The organism is Kamptonema formosum PCC 10802, assembly GCF_000332335.1.
Taxonomy (GTDB): domain Bacteria; phylum Cyanobacteriota; class Cyanobacteriia; order Cyanobacteriales; family Oscillatoriaceae; genus Oscillatoria.
Map to the genome: position 1 here is coordinate 369,549 of NZ_KB235950.1, position 865 is coordinate 370,413.

The following is an 865-nucleotide window of genomic DNA, read 5'->3' on the forward strand; positions in this document are numbered from 1 at the left end:
ATTTATGTTTCGCTGATAGCTTACCTGATATTAAAGATAGTAGATATTCCTAAAGAATGGGGGACTACGCTACTAGATAAACTCCGCTATCTTCAATGTTGTATGTGTCAAGAAATCAGCTATGTCCACTGGATAGAACGACTTCTCTCTGGCTAAGCATTTTTACTCAGGGCAGGATAAATGTAAGCTAAAATGTAAAGTTTTGTGACAGAATTCAACACTTGTGCATCATCGCATCATCACACGATCGCATTAGACATTGGGCATTATCGTATTGAGCATCATCGCATCATCGCATCATCGCATCATTGCATAATCGCATCATCCTATTGGGCAAAAGCTGTGAGTCTTCCATGATGCGCCATGCCCCATGCGCCATACCCCATGCGCCCCCGAGACAGCGCTGGGGAGGAGTCAGACAAAGGAATGGAAGCATGTAGGGGCGGGTTCATCCACAAAGAGTGCCACACAGCCGGAAAAGCATAAAAACCCGCCCCGCCACATCCCCAACCCCTGGCGAAAAAGCCAACAGTCTCCCAACAACTGCCCGACAGGCACTCTAGCCGTGTTAAAGTCAATAAATCCGCGCAAACACTTTCAGTGCGCCCCGCCGGCACCGGAGAAACAGAAAATTTCGTTTTTTCCCGAGCCCGGAGGTGCATCCAAACTGTTTAACCGGAAATTGTCTAATTTAAAACCTTGCAACCACTGTCAGACAAGCACTTAAGCTCTGTAAGTTATAATAAATCCGTGTAAACACTTTCAGTGCGCCCCGCCGGCAAGCGGAAACCCTAAAATTTCGTTTCTTCCCGAGCCCGGGAGTGCATCCAAACTGTTTAACCGGAAATTGTCTAATTTTAGACCA

Annotated in this window: 1 pseudogene; it reads left to right on the top strand. The window is 46.7% G+C overall.

What is annotated here, in order from left to right:
* Positions 1-156, top strand: a pseudogene (locus OSC10802_RS52145) (IS4 family transposase); the annotation flags it as partial.
* Between the last annotated feature and the right edge of the window lie 709 nt (positions 157-865).